Consider the following 16,543-nt stretch of genomic DNA (forward strand, 5'->3'; position numbering starts at 1 on the left):
AATCGACCAACGGCCTCGGAAGCGGCAAAAAAGCTGTTATAAAGTTGCGCGCTAACCTATTAAGAGCCTTGCCTAATGCGTTCATTTTTCAAGACATGGCTAACCATTTGCCTTTTGATGCCACTGGCCGCCCACGCCACCAATCGTGAGCAACGTCTTCCAAACGTTAATGGTTACACCCCAAAATCCCATGCCTCTGCTCCTTCGAGCAAAGACAAGAAATCCGCTAAATATGCTCCAAGCCTGGCCAGCAGCAAAAGCGGCCTGGTTCCACCGATGGGCACCAAGGAAAGCAGCGACGTGCTTAGCCGCGCGGTGAACGTCCTCGGTACCCCTTATCGTTGGGGCGGCAGCAGCCCAAGCAAAGGCTTCGATTGCAGCGGCCTGGTGAAATACGCGTTCAACGACGCCACGTTCGACCTGCCACGCACCTCCAACGCCATGGCCAGCGGTCATGGGGAGAAAGTCGATCGCAACGACCTGAAGCCGGGCGACCTGATTTTCTTCAACATCAAGAGTCGTCGGGTCAATCACGTTGCCATTTACCTGGGTAACGACCGCTTCATCCACGCGCCACGTCGTGGCAAGTCGGTATCCATCGACACTTTGAAGAAACCGTACTGGGAAAACCACTACGTGGTTGCCAAGCGGGTTCTGCCGAAAGAACAAAATGCGTTGCGGGTTGTTCAGCGCTGATTTCATCGCCCTGAATCTGCATCGAACATGATGACCCCATCGCGAGCAAGCTCGCTCCCACAGGATTGATGCAGTCCATGTGGGAGCGAGCTTGCTCGCGAAGAGACCCTTGAAAGCACCTCAAATCTTCCTCAAAAATTATCCGGCGACCGCGCCTTCTCCCGCGCATGGTCACGACTGACCAACCCCTTGGTCACCAGGTCCTTCAAGCTCATATCCAGCGTCTGCATCCCCAGCGACCCTCCCGACTGAATCGCCGAGTACATCTGCGCCACCTTGTCCTCGCGGATCAGGTTCCGGATCGCCGATGTCCCCAGCATGATCTCGTGGGCCGCGATGCGTCCGCCGCCGATTTTCTTCACCAGGGTCTGGGACACCACCGCCAGCAGCGACTCGGAGAGCATCGAGCGCACCATCGACTTCTCGTCCCCCGGAAACACATCGACCACCCGGTCGATGGTTTTCGCCGCCGACGTGGTGTGCAGCGTGCCGAACACCAGATGACCGGTTTCGGCCGCGGTCAACGCCAGGCGAATGGTTTCCAGATCGCGCATCTCCCCCACCAGGATCACATCCGGGTCTTCCCGCAGTGCCGAACGCAAGGCGGTGGCGAAACTACGGGTATCACGATGGACTTCACGCTGATTGATCAGGCATTTGCGCGACTCGTGAACGAACTCGATGGGGTCTTCGATGGTGAGGATGTGGTGATGACGATGGGTATTGAGGTAATCGATCATCGCCGCCAGCGTGGTGGACTTGCCGGAACCGGTAGGGCCGGTTACCAGCACCAGGCCACGGGGAGCGTCGGTCATCTTGCGGAACACGTCGCCCATGCCCAGCTCATCCATGCTCTGCACTTTCGCCGGGATGGTGCGAAACACCGCGCCCGCGCCACGGTTCTGGTTGAACACATTGACCCGAAAACGCGCCACGCCGGGTACTTCAAAGGAAAAGTCGGTTTCCAGATGCTTTTCGAACTCCACCCGCTGGGCGTCATTCATGATGGCATGGATCAGAGTCTGTACCTGTTGGTGATCCAGGGCCGGCAGATTGATGCGTCGCACATCACCGTCGACGCGAATCATCGGCGGCAGGCCGGCGGACAAGTGCAGATCGGATGCCCCCTGTTTGGCGCTGAATGCCAGCAGCTCAGTGATATCCATAGCGCCTCTCAATTCCAGTAGAATGCCGCGAACCTTCAGACCGCTGGCGCCTCTTGATGTCCACCATAGCAGACAACATTCTTCAGGTTAGTTCGCGCATACATGCTGCAACACTTGCCGCGAACCGCGCCGAAAACAGCGTCCAGTTGCTGGCTGTGAGCAAGACCAAACCCGCTCAAGACCTGCGTGAAGCCTACGCCGCCGGCCTGCGCGACTTTGGCGAGAACTACCTTCAGGAAGCGCTGGGCAAGCAACTCGAACTGGCCGACCTGCCCTTGATCTGGCACTTCATCGGCCCCATTCAATCGAACAAGACTCGCGCTATCGCCGAGCACTTCGACTGGGTGCATTCCGTGGATCGCCTGAAAATCGCACAACGGCTGTCCGAACAACGTCCCGCCGATTTGCCGCCCTTGAACATCTGCATTCAGGTCAATGTCAGCGGCGAGGCCAGCAAGTCCGGCTGCACCCCGGCCGATCTGCCGGCCCTGGCCAACGCCATCTGCGCCCTGCCGCGCCTGAAACTGCGCGGGTTGATGGCAATCCCCGAGCCGACGGAAGATCGCGCCACCCAGGATGCCGCTTTCGCTACCGTGCAAAGTCTGCAAGCCAGCCTGAACCTGCCGCTCGACACACTTTCCATGGGCATGAGCCACGATCTCGAATCGGCCATCGCCCAAGGCGCCACTTGGGTGCGGATCGGTACCGCCCTGTTTGGCGCCCGCGACTACGGCCAGCCTTGAAAAATGGCTGACTCTTCTCTTTATAAGGACCTGACATGAGCAAGACACGTATTGCCTTTATCGGTGCCGGCAACATGGCCGCCAGTCTGATCGGCGGCCTGCGGGCCAAGGGTCTGGAAGCAGCACAGATCCGCGCCAGCGATCCGGGCGAAGAAACCCGTGCCCGCGTGAGCGCTGAACACGGCATAGAAACCTTTGCCGACAACGCCCAGGCCATCGACGGTGCCGACGTGGTCGTGCTGGCGGTCAAACCCCAGGCGATGAAAGCCGTGTGCGAAGCCATTCGCCCAAGCCTCAAGCCCCATCAACTGGTGGTTTCGATTGCCGCAGGCATCACCTGCGCCAGCATGAACAACTGGCTCGGCGCCCAGCCGATCGTGCGCTGCATGCCCAACACCCCGGCGCTGGTGCGTCAGGGTGCGAGCGGCCTGTTCGCAACAACCGAAGTGTCAGCCGAACAGCGTCAGCAGGCCCAGGAACTGCTGTCCGCGGTGGGCATCGCCCTATGGCTGAATGACGAGCAGCAATTGGATGCCGTCACCGCCGTTTCCGGCTCGGGCCCGGCGTATTTCTTCCTGCTGATCGAGGCCATGACCGCCGCCGGGGTGAAACTCGGCCTGCCAGCGGACATCGCTGCGCAACTGACCTTGCAAACCGCCCTGGGCGCCGCACATATGGCAGTCTCCAGCGACGTCGACGCGGCCGAGTTACGCCGCCGTGTTACCTCGCCTGCCGGCACCACGGAAGCTGCAATCAAGTCGTTCCAGGCCAATGGCTTTGAAGCCTTGGTCGAAAAAGCACTCGGCGCTGCCGCGCATCGCTCGGCCGAGATGGCCGAACAACTGGGTCAATAAGGAGCTTTTCATGATTGGATTGAATACCGCAGCGGTCTACGTGCTGCAAACCCTCGGCAGCCTGTACCTGCTGATCGTGCTGATGCGCTTCGTACTGCAACTGGTGCGGGCGAACTTCTACAACCCGATCTGCCAGTTCATCGTCAAGGCCACCCAGCCGCTGCTCAAGCCGCTGCGCCGGATCATCCCGAGCGTATTCGGCCTGGACATGTCCTCGCTGGTGCTGGCGATCCTGGTGCAACTGGCGCTGATGGCCCTGACCCTGCTGCTGACCTACGGCACCATCGGCAACCCGCTGCAATTGCTGATCTGGTCGATCATCGGCGTGACCGCGCTGTTCATGAAGATTTTCTTCTTCGCCCTGATCATCAGCGTGATCCTGTCCTGGGTCGCCCCGGGCAGCCATAACCCGGGCGCCGAGCTGGTGAACGACGTCTGCGAACCGGCCCTGGCGCCGTTCCGCAAGTTCCTGCCGAGCCTGGGCGGCCTGGATCTGTCGCCGATCTTTGCGTTCCTGGCACTCAAGCTGATCGACATGCTGGTGATCAACAACCTCGCCGCCATGACCATGATGCCGCAAATCCTCCGTGTGTTGATCTGACCCGGTGAGCTGGTTTCGCTGGGACGGTGACGACCTGATTCTGGAGTGTCACCTGCAACCGGCAGCCCGCAGTGATGACTTCTGCGGGCTGCACGGCGATCGCCTGAAGATCCGCCTGACCGCGCCGCCGGTCGAGGGCAAGGCCAACGCGCATCTGATGGCGTTTCTGGCCAAGGCCTTTGGCGTGTCCAAGAGCCAGGTCAGCCTGATCAGTGGCGAGTTGAACCGGCAGAAACGGGTGCGAATCTGCTCGCCGAAGAAGTTGCCGGACCTGCCTGATTTGGTGCGTCCGGCAGGCTGACCGCGTCATCGTTCATCGCGAGCAAGCTCGCTCCCACATGGACCGCATCAATCCTGTGGGAGCGAGCTTGCTCGCGAAGGCCGCACCGCGGTTCTGCTTAATGAAATCAGGCCCGATCGTTGCTTGCCGCTAACCCCAGCGGTCTTTAGACTTACGCCTCATTTCAATGAGAGCAGGGTCGATGCCAGCTGCCTTTCCCCCCGATTCTGTTGGTCTGGTGACGCCGCAAGTGGCGCACTTCAGCGAACCCCTGGCGTTGGCCTGCGGTCGCTCGCTCCCGGCCTATGACCTGATCTACGAAACCTACGGCACGCTCAACGCCACGGCGAGCAACGCCGTGCTGATCTGCCACGCCCTGTCCGGCCATCACCACGCCGCCGGCTACCACAGCGCCGACGACCGCAAACCCGGTTGGTGGGACAGCTGCATCGGTCCCGGCAAGCCGATCGACACCAGCAAGTTCTTCGTGATCAGCCTGAACAACCTCGGCGGCTGCAACGGTTCCACCGGCCCGAGCAGTATCAACCCGGATACCGGCAAGCCGTTCGGCGCCGACTTTCCGGTATTGACCGTGGAAGACTGGGTGCACAGTCAGGCGCGTCTGGCGGACCGTCTCGGCATCGCCCAGTTCGCGGCCGTGATCGGCGGCAGCCTCGGCGGCATGCAGGCGATGCAATGGAGCATCACTTACCCTGACCGCATCCGTCACTGCCTGGCCATCGCCTCGGCACCCAAGCTGTCGGCGCAGAACATCGCGTTCAACGAAGTGGCGCGCCAGGCGATCCTCACCGACCCGGAATTCCACGGCGGTTCGTTCCAGGAACACAACGTGATCCCCAAGCGCGGCCTGATGCTGGCGCGGATGGTCGGGCACATCACCTACCTGTCCGACGACTCCATGGGCGAGAAATTCGGCCGCGGGCTCAAGAGCGAGAAGCTCAACTACGACTTCCACAGCGTCGAGTTCCAGGTGGAAAGCTACCTGCGCTATCAGGGCGAGGAGTTCTCCGGGCGCTTTGATGCCAACACCTACCTGTTGATGACCAAAGCGCTCGACTACTTCGATCCGGCGGCGAACTTCGACGATAACCTGGCGAAAACCTTTGAAGGCGCCAAGGCCAAGTTCTGCGTGATGTCGTTCACCACCGACTGGCGCTTCTCCCCTGCCCGCTCGCGGGAACTGGTGGACGCGCTGATGGCCGCGCGCAAGGACGTCTGCTACCTCGAGATCGACGCTCCGCAAGGCCACGACGCCTTCCTGATTCCGATCCCGCGCTACCTGCAGGCATTCGGCAATTACATGAACCGCATTACGTTGTGAGAAAGCCATGAGAGCTGATCTGGAAATCATCCAGGAATGGATCCCCGCCGGCAGCCGCGTGCTCGACCTCGGGTGCGGCGATGGCGAACTGCTGACCTGGCTGCGCGATAACAAGCAAGTCACCGGTTATGGCCTGGAAAACGACGCCGACAATATCGCCGAGTGCGTGGCCAAGGGCATCAACGTCATCGAACAGGACCTGGACAAGGGCCTGGGCAACTTTGCCAGCAACAGTTTCGATGTCGTGGTCATGACCCAGGCGCTGCAAGCGGTGCACTACCCGGACAGGATCCTCGAGGAAATGCTGCGCGTCGGTCGCCAGTGCATCATCACCTTCCCCAACTTCGGCCACTGGCGGTGCCGCTGGTACCTGGCGAGCAAGGGCCGCATGCCGGTTTCCGAGTTCCTGCCGTACACCTGGTACAACACGCCGAACATTCACTTCTGCACCTTCGCCGACTTTGAAGCCTTGTGTCGCGAACGTGAAGCGAAGGTCATTGATCGGCTGGCCGTGGATCAACAGCATCGGCACGGGTGGGCCAGCAAGCTATGGCCTAATCTGTTAGGTGAGATCGGTATCTACCGCGTCAGCAGTCCGGGACTTTCCGACCACAAGGTCGCGGTCTGATCCACCCTACTTCAAGGAGAACGATCATGGGTCGTCTAGCGTTGTTTCTACTCACTGCCTGCCTGAGCGTCACCGCCATGGCCGCCGACGCCATCAAGAGCGAACGCAAGGAAACCTTCGGTGACGTGACGGTGCACTACAACACCTTCAACTCCACCTACCTGCTACCGGACGTTGCCAAGGCCGCCCAGCTGACCCGCAGCAAGGATCAGGGCGTGATCAACATTTCGGTGATCAAGGCCGGCACGCCGATGGCGGCCGACGTCAGCGGCACCGTCAAAGACCTGACCAGCCAAAGCTACACACTGAACTTCAAGCAGGTCACCGAGCAAGGAGCGATTTACTACATCGCCCAATACCCGGTACCGCAGCAGGAAATCCGCACCTTCAACATCAAGGTGCAGACCGGCGACAAGATCAACACCATCAATTTCAACCAAGAGCTCTTCCCTGGCCAATGATCAACTTCACGCAACTCGTACTGGCCAGCCATAACGCCGGCAAACTCAAGGAACTCCAGGCCATGCTCGGCGAGTCGGTGCACCTGCGCTCGATCGGCGAGTTCAGCAGCGTCGAGCCCGAAGAGACCGGTTTGTCGTTCGTCGAGAACGCCATCCTCAAGGCCCGCAATGCCGCGCGCATTTCCGGCCTGCCGGCGCTGGCCGACGATTCCGGGCTGGCAGTGGATTTCCTTGGCGGCGCGCCCGGTATCTACTCGGCGCGTTATGCCGATGGCAAGGGCGATGCGGCGAACAACGCCAAGCTGCTCGACGTGTTGAAAGACGTGCCTGAAGCCGAACGTGGCGCGCAGTTCGTATGCGTGCTGGCACTGGTGCGCCACGCCGATGATCCGTTGCCGATCCTCTGCGAAGGTTTGTGGCACGGGCGAATCCTGACCCAGGCCAGCGGCGAACACGGCTTTGGCTACGACCCGCTGTTCTGGGTGCCGGAGCGCGATTGCTCCAGCGCCGAACTGAGCCCAGGCGACAAGAACCAGATCAGCCACCGCGCCCGTGCAATGGATCTGCTGCGCCAGCGTCTGGGCTTGAAATGACCCGTGAATCATCCGCGTCGCCGCTGATCTTCGGCGGCGATGCTCTATCGCCTCGGGCGGCCCTGCCTGTGCTGCCGCCGCTGGCGCTGTATATCCACATCCCGTGGTGCGTGCGCAAATGCCCTTATTGCGACTTCAACTCCCACACGGCCAGCCCCGTGCTGCCGGAAGAAGAGTACGTCGACGCATTGCTGGCCGATCTCGATCAGGACCTGCACGCCGTTTATGGTCGTGAGCTGAGCTCGATTTTCTTTGGTGGCGGCACGCCAAGCCTGTTCAGCGCTGATTCGCTGGGTCGTTTGCTCAAAGGCGTCGAACAGCGCATTCCGTTTGCCAGCGACATCGAAATCACGCTGGAAGCCAATCCGGGGACATTCGAGCAAGACAAGTTCGTGGCGTACCGGAAACTGGGGATCAATCGCCTATCGATCGGTATTCAGAGCTTTCAGCAAGAAAAGCTCGAGGCCCTGGGACGGATTCACAACGGTGACGAAGCCGTACGCGCCGCCGGTATGGCGCGGCAGGCCGGGTTCGACAACTTCAACCTGGACTTGATGCATGGCTTGCCGAATCAGTCCCTGGACGATGCCTTGACGGACCTGCGCACAGCCATCGCCCTGAAACCGACTCACCTGTCGTGGTATCAACTGACCCTGGAACCGAACACAGTATTCTGGAACCAGCCACCGACTCTGCCGGAAGACGACACGCTGTGGGACATTCAGGAGGCCGGGCAAGCACTGCTGGCTGAACATGGTTACGTGCAATACGAAGTTTCGGCCTATGCCCTGCCCGGTCGCCCGGCGCGCCACAACCTCAATTACTGGAGTTTTGGCGACTTCATTGGCATCGGCGCCGGCGCCCATGGCAAGCTCAGCCATCCGGACGGGCGCATCATTCGCACCTGGAAGACCCGCCTGCCGAAGGATTACCTGAATCCGGCGAAAAGCTTTAAGGCCGGCGAGAAAGCGCTGGGCAACGATGAAATGCCGTTCGAATTCCTGATGAACGCACTGCGCCTGACTGAAGGCGTCGAATCGCGGCTGTACCCGGAACGTACCGGCATGACGCTGGAAAGCCTCGCTGAAGGCCGCCGTGAAGCCGAACAAAGCGGCCTGTTGCAGGTCGAACCTTCACGTCTGGTAGCCACCGAGCGCGGACAACTCTTCCTCAACGACTTGCTGCAGAAATTTCTGACATAAGGAAATCGAATGGATTTGGTACTCGACCTGCTTGCCACTGTGTCTCGCTGGAGCCGCAGCAACCTCTCGGAAATCGCCCTGGCCCTGGTGGGCTGCCTGCTGGTGCTGTTTGGTGCGGATTTCAAAGGCTGGGTCGAGCAACGCCTGGGCAGCATTGCCGGCGCCTTGCGTGTGCCGCTGATGTCCCTGCTGTGCATGATCGGCAGCGGCGCGGCACTGATCTATGCCACGCCGTGGGTCGTGCGCGGCTTGAGCCAGTTCAACAACTACAGCCTGGCGCCGGTTTTGCTGGTGGTGCTGGTGTTGCTTGGCGTGGTCGCTGACCGCCGCTGATCTCAGCCACACCCTAAAACAACTGTGGGAGCGAGCTTGCTCGCGATGAGGCCATAACATCCAACATCTCTGTTGACTGCCAGGCCGCCATCGCGAGCAAGCTCGCTCCCACAGGTTTTACGCCAGCTTCTCGAACTTCAAATCCCACACCCCATGCCCAAGACGCTCGCCACGGCGTTCGAACTTGGTGATCGGGCGCTCGGCCGGGCGTGGTACGCACTTGCCGTCTTCGGCAAGGTTGCGGTAACCCGGCGCGACGTTCATCACTTCCAGCATGTATTCGGCGTACGGTTCCCAGTCAGTGGCCATGTGCAGAATGCCCCCAACCTTCAACTTGCTGCGCACCAACTCAGCGAAGGACGCCTGAACGATACGACGCTTGTGGTGACGGCTCTTGTGCCACGGGTCCGGAAAAAACAGCATCAGGCGATCGAGGCTGTTATCGGCCACGCAGCGGTTGAGCACTTCGATCGCATCGCAATCGTAGACCCGCAGGTTGGTCAGGCCTTGTGTCAGCACGCCGTTGAGCAGCGCTCCGACACCCGGACGGTGAACCTCAACGCCAATGAAATCCTGATCCGGCGCAGCCGCTGCCATTTCCAGCAGCGAATGGCCCATGCCGAAACCGATTTCCAGCGAGCGCGGTGCCGAGCGACCGAACACCTGGTCGAAATCCACCGGCGCGTCGGCCAGCGGCAGCACGAACAGCGGAGTGCCCTGCTCCAGGCCCTTTTGCTGGCCTTCGGTCATGCGCCCGGCGCGCATCACGAAACTCTTGATGCGGCGGTGTTGGCGCTCGTCGCCTTCTTCCGTCTGGATAGGCGTGTCGTTCGATTCAGTCATCAATGGCTCTTACTTGATCAGACCATCCAGCGGCGAAGAGGCGCTGGCATAGAGTTTTTTCGGCATGCGGCCGGCGAGGTAGGCCAGGCGGCCTGCGACGATCGCATGTTTCATGGCTTCGGCCATCATGACCGGCTGCTGGGCGTGGGCAATGGCCGAGTTCATCAGCACGGCATCACAACCCAGTTCCATGGCGATAGTGGCGTCGGAAGCAGTACCGACACCAGCATCCACCAGCACCGGGATCTTGGCTTCTTCGAGGATGATCTGCAGGTTATATGGATTGCAGATCCCCAGACCGGAGCCGATCAGACCGGCCAGCGGCATCACCGCGATGCAACCGATTTCCGCCAATTGACGGGCGATGATCGGGTCATCACTGGTGTAGACCATCACGTCGAAGCCTTCCTTGACCAGCGTTTCGGCGGCCTTGAGGGTTTCGATCACGTTGGGGAACAGGGTTTTCTGATCCGCCAGTACTTCCAGCTTGACCAGGTTGTGGCCATCGAGCAGCTCACGAGCCAGGCGGCAGGTGCGCACGGCCTCGATAGCGTCATAGCAACCGGCGGTGTTCGGCAGGAAGGTGTAGCGATCCGGCGACAGCACTTCGAGCAGGTTCGGCTCGCCCTCGATCTGGCCAAGGTTGGTGCGGCGCACGGCGAAGGTGACGATCTCGGCACCCGAGGCTTCGATGGCCAGGCGGGTTTCTTCCATGTCACGGTACTTGCCGGTACCGACCAGCAAACGCGACTGGTAAGTACGACCGGCCAGGACGAAAGGCTTGTCGCTGCGAACGATGCTCATGGGAAATCCTCTGTAGGGGTGAGGTACTTGCAGAATTCTGTGGCCACTGGGGCGAGGCTGCTAGCCGCCGCCGATGGCGTGTACCACTTCGACGTTGTCGCCGTCGTTCAACGTGGTGTCTGCGTGCTGACTGCGCGGGACGATATCCAGATTGAGTTCGACCGCCACCCGGCGACCGGTCAGGTCCAGACGGGTCAGCAGGGCCGCAACGGTTTCACCGTCGGGCAGTTCAAAGGATTCGCCGTTCAACTGAATGCGCATGCCGGATGCCGCCATCATTTTTAGGGGCTGGCATTCTAGCCCGATCGTGACCTAAAGGTCAGCAATAAGCGTCAAGTGGTCAGCGGCAAGCGCCAGGCGGCGAGGCCCAGGCAGAGCCAGCCCGCGAGGAAGGCCAGGCCGCCGAACGGGGTGACAATGCCAAGCTTGCTGATACCGGTCAGCGTCAGCACGTAAAGGCTGCCGGAGAACAGCAGAATGCCGATGGCAAAGGATGCGCCGGCCCACGTGAGCAAACGGCCGGGAATCTGCGTGGCCAGCAGCGCCACGCCCAGCAGCGCCAGGGTGTGCACCAGTTGGTAAGTGACGCCGGTATGAAAAATCGTCAGATACTCAGGTGTCAGACGGTTTTTCAGGCCATGGGCGGCAAAGGCCCCGAGGCCGACACCGGTGAAGCCGAAAAAAGCGGCCAGCATCAGAAAGCCACGCAGCATGCAGAACTCCAGTCAGTTTCGATCCAAAGGGTCTGTATAATGGCCCGCTCAACGGGTTCGGCCAAGCCATCTCTATGCTGCGTATCTATTTCCGTCATTTCTCCAAGGCCGTGCTCTGGTTCATGGGTGGCAGCGTATTGCTGGTGCTGATCTTTCGCGTAGTGCCACCACCGGGGACGACGCTGATGGTCGAGCGCAAGATCGAATCCTGGTTTGACGGCGAACCCATCGACCTGCAACGGACCTGGAAACCCTGGGACGAGATCTCCGATGACCTGAAAGTCGCGGTGATTGCCGGCGAAGACCAGAAATTCCCGGAGCACTGGGGCTTCGATATCGGCGCGATTCAGGCGGCGTTTGCCCATAACGAGCGCGGCGGTTCGATCCGTGGCGCCAGCACCCTCAGCCAGCAAGTCTCGAAAAACCTGTTCCTGTGGTCTGGCCGCAGCTGGCTGCGCAAAGGCCTGGAAGCCTGGTTCACCGGACTGATCGAAGTGTTCTGGCCCAAGCAACGGATTCTTGAGGTGTACCTCAACAGTGTCGAGTGGGATGACGGCGTGTTTGGCGCCGAAGCGGCGGCCCGGCATCATTTTGGCGTGAGCGCCAGGAACCTCAGCCGTCAGCAATCGAGTTTGTTGGCCGCTGTACTGCCCAACCCTCGCGTGTGGAGTGCGAGCCATCCGACCGCTTACGTGGCGCGACGCGCAGGCTGGATTCGGCGACAGATGAGCCAGTTAGGTGGCGACAGCTATCTGGTCGGGCTGAACGATTCGCGCCGGGCGCCTTGGGCCCAATAAAAAGACGCCTTCCCCTGTAGGAGCGAGCCCGCTCGCGAAAAACCCAAGGGCACCGCTGGGCATCTGGCTTTACGCGTTATCGTTCACGACCATCGCGAGCAGGCTCGCTCCTACAGGGATTGGGGCGCGAATCAGGAATAGTAGGCACAAACAAAAACGCCCCGATCAATGATCGGGGCGTTTTTTATTGCCTGCTCGCCAGTTACGCAGCGATCGACAACTTGAGCTTGTTCATCGCGCTTTTCTCAAGCTGACGAATACGCTCGGCCGACACGTTGTACTTCTGCGCCAGGTCGTGCAGCGTGGCTTTTTCTTCCGCCAGCCAGCGCTGGTAGAGGATGTCACGGCTGCGGTCGTCCAGCACTTCCAGCGCTTCGTGCAGGTTGTGGTTGGAGTTGTCGCTCCAGTCGGCATCTTCCAGTTGACGGGCCGGATCGTACCGGTGGTCTTCCAGATAGTTGGCCGGCGACTGGAATGCACTATCGTCGTCCGCTTCGGCAGCCGGGTCGAAGGCCATGTCATGGCCGGTCAGGCGGCTTTCCATCTCGCGTACTTCCCGAGGCTCTACACCCAGGCTTTCCGCTACGCGATGGACTTCTTCGTTGTTCAGCCAGGCCAGACGTTTCTTCTGGCTGCGCAGGTTGAAGAACAACTTGCGCTGGGCCTTGGTGGTCGCGACTTTCACGATGCGCCAGTTGCGCAGGATGAACTCGTGGATTTCCGCCTTGATCCAGTGCACGGCAAAGGACACCAGGCGCACGCCCATTTCCGGGTTGAAGCGCTTCACGGCCTTCATCAGGCCGACGTTGCCTTCCTGGATCAGGTCAGCCTGAGCCAGGCCGTAGCCGGAATAGCTACGGGCGATATGTACGACAAAACGCAGGTGGGCGAGCACCATCTGCCGAGCCGCCCCCAAATCCTGCTCATAATAGAGACTCTCGGCCAGTTCACGCTCCTGCTCCGGCGACAGCAATGGAATGCTGTTGACGGTGTGCACATAGGCCTCCAGGTTCGCACCCGGGACCAGAGCATATGCAGGTTGCAAAGAATTGGTCATACGAAAAAACCTCCGACTTACAAACTCGTGCAGTTCAGCACTGCGAAAATTGACCGGAAACCGAAAGACAAGTTCCCTAAAACCCAAAAACGCTGAAAGGTCAATACGAGCAAAATGATACTACTTAGGCGCAAGCTCCCTCAGGTGGCGTGCGACTGCAATCCATGCACCGATATACCCCAACAGCACCGCGCCAAGCAAGAGAGACAGACCGTCGGCAACTGGCACTCCAGCCAGCGCAAAATCACTGCCGTACAAACCGGCCAGCCCCACCACCGCGTCGTTCAGCCAATCAAGGCCGAACGCCAGAACGCCCCAGGACAGAATCCCCGCACCGAAGCCATACAGCGCGCCCATATACAGAAAGGGCCTGCGCACATAGCTGTCAGTGCCGCCGACCAGTTTAATCACTTCTATCTCTGTGCGGCGGTTTTCAATATGAAGACGAATGGTATTGCCTATCACCAAAAGTAATGCAGAAACCAGAAGCACGGTCAGACCGAAGACAAAACGGTCACCCAGCTTGAGGATGGCTGCCAGACGCTCGACCCAGACTAAATCAAGTTGCGCCTGTTGTACCTTCGGCAGCTCGGATAGTTTTTGTCTTAATGCTTCAAGGGCCGGCTTGTCGACTTCAGTCGGCGTCACCAGGACCACGCCCGGCAGCGGGTTCTCCGGCAACTCCTTGAGCGCCTCGCCCAGCCCGGACTGTTGCTGGAACTCTTCCAGCGCCTGATCCCGGCCAACGTATTCGGCCTCGGCGACGCCAGGCATGCCCTTGATCTGATCGCGCAGCGCTTCGCCTTCGGCCGGCTTGGCCTCAAGATCCAGATACAGGGAAATCTGCGCCGCACGCTGCCAGGAACCACCCAGACGCTCGACGTTACTTAGCAAAAGTGACAGCCCCATGGGCAAACTCAGTGCTACCGCCATCACCATGCAGGTGAAAAAACTGCCGATAGGCTGCTTGCCCAGGCGGCGCAGGCTGTCCACCAGACTGGCGCGATGACTTTCGATCCAGGCGCGGAACAACGTGGCAAAGTCCGGCCCGTCGTCATCGTCGTGTTTTTTCTTTTGCGGCTGCGGATCGGCGGCCTTCGGGGCCACACGCTCGGAAACCTTGGGGCTACGTGTTGCACTCATACCGCGGCCTCCCCGTCACCGATCAATCGACCGCGTTGCAAGGTCAGCATGCGATGGCGCATGCGGGCGATCAGGGCCAGGTCGTGACTGGCGATCAGCACGCTGGTACCCAGGCGATTGATGTCTTCGAACACACCCATGATCTCGGCGGCCAGGCGCGGGTCGAGGTTACCGGTCGGCTCATCCGCCAGCAGCAAGGCCGGACGGTGAACGATGGCGCGGGCGATGCCGACGCGCTGTTGCTGACCGGTGGACAGGTCACCCGGGTATAGATCGGTTTTATCCGACAGCGCCACGCGCTCCAGTGCCGAGTCCACGCGCTTGGCGATCTCGGCCTTGGACAGCCCCAGGATCTGCAAAGGCAACGCGACGTTATTGAACACCGTGCGATCGAACAGCAACTGGTGATTCTGGAACACCACGCCGATCTGCCGACGCAAGAAAGGAATCTGCGCGTTGCTGATGGTGCTCAGGTCTTGCCCGGCGAGCAGCAACTTGCCGCTGGTCGGGCGTTCCATCGCCAGCAACAGGCGCAACAGCGTGGATTTACCGGCGCCGGAATGGCCGGTGACAAACAAAAACTCACCACGACGGACTCGAAAGCTCAGCTCATGCAAGCCGACGTGACCATTCGGGTAGCGTTTACCGACCTGTTCGAAACGAATCATGAACGCTCCCGCTCGGCAAACAATGCCTGGACAAAGGGTTCTGCTTCAAAGGTACGCAAATCGTCGATGCCTTCGCCGACGCCAATGTAGCGGATCGGCAGGCCGAATTGCTTGGCCAGGGCGAAAATCACCCCGCCTTTGGCGGTACCGTCGAGCTTGGTCAGCGCCAGGCCGGTCAGTTCGACGGTCTGGTTGAATTGCTTGGCCTGGTTGATGGCGTTCTGGCCGGTACCGGCGTCAAGCACCAACAGCACTTCGTGAGGTGCGTCAGCGTCGAGCTTGCCAATCACCCGGCGAACCTTTTTCAGCTCTTCCATCAGGTTGTCTTTGGTGTGCAGGCGGCCGGCGGTGTCGGCGATCAGCACATCGATGCCACGGGCCTTGGCGGCCTGCACGGCGTCGAAGATCACCGAGGCCGAGTCGGCACCAGTGTGCTGCGCGATCACCGGGATCTTGTTGCGCTCACCCCATACCTGCAATTGCTCCACCGCCGCGGCACGGAAGGTGTCGCCGGCGGCGAGCATGACTTTCTTGCCCTCCAGCTGCAGTTTCTTCGCCAGTTTGCCGATGGTGGTGGTCTTGCCGGCACCGTTGACGCCGACGACCAGAATCACGAACGGCTTGTTTTGCGAGGCGATTTTCAGCGGCTGCTCGACAGGCTTGAGCATCGCTGCCAGCTCGGCTTGCAGGGATTTGTACAGGGCATCGGCATCGGCCAGCTCCTTGCGCGCAACCTTCTGCGTCAGGCGCTGAATGATCACCGAGGTGGCTTCGACACCCACGTCGGCGGTCAGCAAACGGGTTTCGAGGTCTTCGAGCAACTCGTCATCAATGACCTTTTTGCCCAGGAACAGGCTGGCCATGCCTTCGCCGATACTGGCGCTGGTCTTGGACAGGCCCTGCTTGAGGCGGGCGAAGAAACCGGCCTTGGTTTCTTCGGTGCGTACCGGCTCGACCGGAGCTTCGACGGGCGCCGCGATCGGCTCAGGAATCGGAGCGGGTGCCGGTGCTTGAGCAACCGGAGCAACCGGAGCAACCGGAGCAACCGGAGCAACGAATACCGGAACCTCTGGCTGACTGACAACGGGCACAGGCTCGGCCACGACGACTGGCTGAACAATCGGTTCGACCACAGGCGCGTGAACCGGTGCAGGCGTAAACGCTGCCGGAGCCGGAATCGGTGGTGTCACGTGAGGAGCCAGGTCATTTTCGACCAATGCCACGGGTTCTTCGGCCACTGGCAGGGTCAACCACGGTTCGGCCGTCGGGACCGGAGGCTGTTCGGTGACGATTTCGCTGACTGGCTGGGGAACGGCTTCAACCTTGGGTTGCAGCGACGGCTCGGCAATCGGCAGAACAACCGGCGCGGGCGTTTCTTCTATTACCGGGACCGGTGTCTGCGCAGGTTCAGGAATGGCTTGTGGCTGTTCGACGACGGGTTCCTGCGGCTTTTTGCGCAGCCATCCGAACAGGCTTTTCTTCTCGCCAGCCGCAGCTGGGGTCTTCTTGTCGTCGTTGGAACCAAACATGGAGGACGGCTATCTCACGGTAGCGACGCGCCAATGGCGCCCCGGCAAATAAATATTCGATGCAGAACAGACTGCGATTGACCCAGCTTG

Annotated in this window: 21 protein-coding genes; 12 read left to right on the top strand and 9 right to left on the bottom strand. The window is 60.4% G+C overall.

What is annotated here, in order from left to right:
* Window positions 1–75 precede the first annotated feature (75 nt).
* On the top strand, window positions 76–696 hold the full coding sequence (locus PSJE_RS17875; protein ID WP_057712918.1) for a C40 family peptidase: 621 nt from the start codon (window positions 76–78) through the stop codon (window positions 694–696).
* A 131-nt stretch (window positions 697–827) separates the two neighbouring features.
* On the opposite strand, the gene PSJE_RS17880 is transcribed toward PSJE_RS17875, so the two are convergent.
* A complete protein-coding gene (locus PSJE_RS17880) occupies window positions 828–1,862 on the bottom strand; it encodes a type IV pilus twitching motility protein PilT (RefSeq protein WP_090451945.1) in 1,035 nt (344 codons plus the stop codon).
* Between the two features lie 56 nt (window positions 1,863–1,918).
* On the opposite strand from PSJE_RS17880, the gene PSJE_RS17885 reads away from it, so the two are divergent.
* From PSJE_RS17885 to PSJE_RS17930, 10 genes are all read left to right on the top strand, one after another.
* Window positions 1,919–2,605: a YggS family pyridoxal phosphate-dependent enzyme gene (locus PSJE_RS17885; protein ID WP_057712916.1), complete on the top strand. Its 687-nt coding sequence runs from the start codon at window positions 1,919–1,921 to the stop codon at window positions 2,603–2,605.
* Between the two features lie 35 nt (window positions 2,606–2,640).
* Window positions 2,641–3,459 (top strand): pyrroline-5-carboxylate reductase, encoded by an 819-nt coding sequence (gene proC, locus PSJE_RS17890; protein ID WP_090451947.1) that lies wholly within the window; start codon window positions 2,641–2,643, stop codon window positions 3,457–3,459.
* A gap of 10 nt (window positions 3,460–3,469) precedes the next feature.
* Entirely contained in the window at window positions 3,470–4,060 is a 591-nt protein-coding gene (locus PSJE_RS17895; protein WP_057712914.1) for a YggT family protein, read from the top strand.
* 4 nt (window positions 4,061–4,064) lie between these two features.
* Window positions 4,065–4,361: a DUF167 domain-containing protein gene (locus PSJE_RS17900; protein ID WP_090451949.1), complete on the top strand. Its 297-nt coding sequence runs from the start codon at window positions 4,065–4,067 to the stop codon at window positions 4,359–4,361.
* A 181-nt stretch (window positions 4,362–4,542) separates the two neighbouring features.
* Window positions 4,543–5,682 (top strand): homoserine O-succinyltransferase MetX, encoded by a 1,140-nt coding sequence (metX, locus tag PSJE_RS17905; protein ID WP_090451950.1) that lies wholly within the window; start codon window positions 4,543–4,545, stop codon window positions 5,680–5,682.
* 7 nt (window positions 5,683–5,689) lie between these two features.
* Entirely contained in the window at window positions 5,690–6,310 is a 621-nt protein-coding gene (metW, locus tag PSJE_RS17910) for a methionine biosynthesis protein MetW (RefSeq protein WP_056726485.1), read from the top strand.
* Window positions 6,311–6,336: 26 nt separating this feature from the next.
* Complete coding sequence (locus tag PSJE_RS17915; RefSeq protein ID WP_057712913.1) at window positions 6,337–6,771, top strand: DUF4426 domain-containing protein; 435 nt, start codon at window positions 6,337–6,339, stop codon at window positions 6,769–6,771.
* Complete coding sequence (gene rdgB / locus PSJE_RS17920) at window positions 6,768–7,364, top strand: RdgB/HAM1 family non-canonical purine NTP pyrophosphatase (RefSeq protein WP_007987823.1); 597 nt, start codon at window positions 6,768–6,770, stop codon at window positions 7,362–7,364. The genes PSJE_RS17915 and rdgB overlap by 4 nt, the downstream gene beginning before the upstream one ends.
* Window positions 7,361–8,566, top strand: a complete 1,206-nt coding sequence (hemW, locus tag PSJE_RS17925; protein ID WP_090451952.1) for a radical SAM family heme chaperone HemW — start codon at window positions 7,361–7,363, stop codon at window positions 8,564–8,566. Before rdgB ends, hemW begins: the two co-directional genes overlap by 4 nt.
* 9 nt (window positions 8,567–8,575) lie before the next feature.
* Window positions 8,576–8,899: a DUF3392 domain-containing protein gene (locus tag PSJE_RS17930; RefSeq protein WP_090451954.1), complete on the top strand. Its 324-nt coding sequence runs from the start codon at window positions 8,576–8,578 to the stop codon at window positions 8,897–8,899.
* 117 nt (window positions 8,900–9,016) lie between these two features.
* Here PSJE_RS17930 and trmB read toward each other — a convergent pair whose 3' ends face one another.
* The 4 genes from trmB to PSJE_RS17950 all read right to left on the bottom strand — a co-directional run bounded on the left by trmB (window position 9,017) and on the right by PSJE_RS17950 (window position 11,259).
* Complete coding sequence (gene trmB / locus PSJE_RS17935) at window positions 9,017–9,742, bottom strand: tRNA (guanosine(46)-N7)-methyltransferase TrmB (RefSeq protein WP_057712910.1); 726 nt, start codon at window positions 9,740–9,742, stop codon at window positions 9,017–9,019.
* Window positions 9,743–9,751: 9 nt separating this feature from the next.
* Window positions 9,752–10,546, bottom strand: coding sequence for a thiazole synthase (locus tag PSJE_RS17940; RefSeq protein ID WP_007975390.1), 795 nt, complete (start codon window positions 10,544–10,546; stop codon window positions 9,752–9,754).
* A 60-nt stretch (window positions 10,547–10,606) separates the two neighbouring features.
* Window positions 10,607–10,807 carry a sulfur carrier protein ThiS gene (gene thiS, locus PSJE_RS17945; protein WP_007953386.1) on the bottom strand — a complete coding sequence of 67 codons (201 nt, stop codon included), beginning with the start codon at window positions 10,805–10,807 and terminating at the stop codon, window positions 10,607–10,609.
* Between the two features lie 71 nt (window positions 10,808–10,878).
* Window positions 10,879–11,259, bottom strand: a complete 381-nt coding sequence (locus PSJE_RS17950; RefSeq protein ID WP_057712909.1) for a DUF423 domain-containing protein — start codon at window positions 11,257–11,259, stop codon at window positions 10,879–10,881.
* A 74-nt stretch (window positions 11,260–11,333) separates the two neighbouring features.
* Between PSJE_RS17950 and mtgA the strand changes: the two genes are divergently transcribed.
* On the top strand, window positions 11,334–12,056 hold the full coding sequence (gene mtgA / locus PSJE_RS17955) for a monofunctional biosynthetic peptidoglycan transglycosylase (RefSeq protein WP_057712908.1): 723 nt from the start codon (window positions 11,334–11,336) through the stop codon (window positions 12,054–12,056).
* 202 nt (window positions 12,057–12,258) lie between these two features.
* On the opposite strand, the gene rpoH is transcribed toward mtgA, so the two are convergent.
* The 4 genes from rpoH to ftsY all read right to left on the bottom strand — a co-directional run bounded on the left by rpoH (window position 12,259) and on the right by ftsY (window position 16,453).
* Window positions 12,259–13,113, bottom strand: coding sequence for an RNA polymerase sigma factor RpoH (gene rpoH / locus PSJE_RS17960; protein ID WP_007975386.1), 855 nt, complete (start codon window positions 13,111–13,113; stop codon window positions 12,259–12,261).
* Between the two features lie 120 nt (window positions 13,114–13,233).
* Complete coding sequence (ftsX, locus tag PSJE_RS17965; protein WP_057712907.1) at window positions 13,234–14,256, bottom strand: permease-like cell division protein FtsX; 1,023 nt, start codon at window positions 14,254–14,256, stop codon at window positions 13,234–13,236.
* On the bottom strand, window positions 14,253–14,924 hold the full coding sequence (gene ftsE, locus PSJE_RS17970; protein WP_007975383.1) for a cell division ATP-binding protein FtsE: 672 nt from the start codon (window positions 14,922–14,924) through the stop codon (window positions 14,253–14,255). Before ftsE ends, ftsX begins: the two co-directional genes overlap by 4 nt.
* The gene (gene ftsY, locus PSJE_RS17975) at window positions 14,921–16,453 is read right to left on the bottom strand and encodes a signal recognition particle-docking protein FtsY (protein WP_090451956.1); all 1,533 of its coding nucleotides are present in this window, start codon (window positions 16,451–16,453) and stop codon (window positions 14,921–14,923) included. The genes ftsE and ftsY overlap by 4 nt, the downstream gene beginning before the upstream one ends.
* Window positions 16,454–16,543 lie beyond the last annotated feature (90 nt).

This window comes from Pseudomonas jessenii (assembly GCF_002236115.1).
Taxonomy (GTDB): domain Bacteria; phylum Pseudomonadota; class Gammaproteobacteria; order Pseudomonadales; family Pseudomonadaceae; genus Aquipseudomonas; species Aquipseudomonas jessenii.